1 protein-coding gene is annotated in these 604 nt (G+C 29.3%); it reads right to left on the reverse strand.

Annotated elements, in window-relative coordinates; genetic code table 11:
- Positions 1-80: 80 nt before the first annotated feature.
- On the reverse strand, positions 81-604 hold a 524-nt coding region (locus EZH24_RS13160), incomplete at its 5' end, for a hypothetical protein (protein ID WP_236847273.1).

Below are 604 nucleotides of genomic sequence, written 5' to 3' on the forward strand. Positions count from 1 at the left end.
AATAAATTCGGTTTAACTCTTAAAAATCTTATTAACTTAAATCATATTATCTTCAACTTAATTATTTTCTAACTTATAATTTAATCTATCCAGCTTATTGCATAACTACTGCCAGTCACATGTTTCAGATTATTAATTACTATAACAACTTCTGTATTTGCAAGTTCATAAGCGTCATTAACAACTAAATTATAATAGAAAGCTTCATTATCTCCACTTTTTTCATTTTTGATGTAGGTTAAATCTTTATAATATGGCACATTCTTAGAGGTCATATGAGCTTTTAATCTACCCAATAACCCATTGCTTCCAAAATCGATTTTACTTACCTCCTTTGGAACATAGTCATCCGAAGTATCATTATCAATTCCCGTTGCATCAACTGTAATAGTATTTCCATTTGCGGTAGCGGTTGAAAATTTAATATTAGGATATTTTGATGAATTCCAATCTCCAACTTCTATAATCGTTTGCTTGAATTCATTTTCAATAGTCATTTCTTTAAAATGCGTCAATTTCACTTCAACGGACAAAGTTTGAATATAGTTGTTCAAAGTTTTATCGTCTGCCGTAAAAGTGAAATTAATCGTAATCGTTCTTACGG

Origin of the sequence: Brachyspira catarrhinii, from assembly GCF_005518285.1 — a bacterium.
Lineage (GTDB): Bacteria > Spirochaetota > Brachyspiria > Brachyspirales > Brachyspiraceae > Brachyspira > Brachyspira catarrhinii.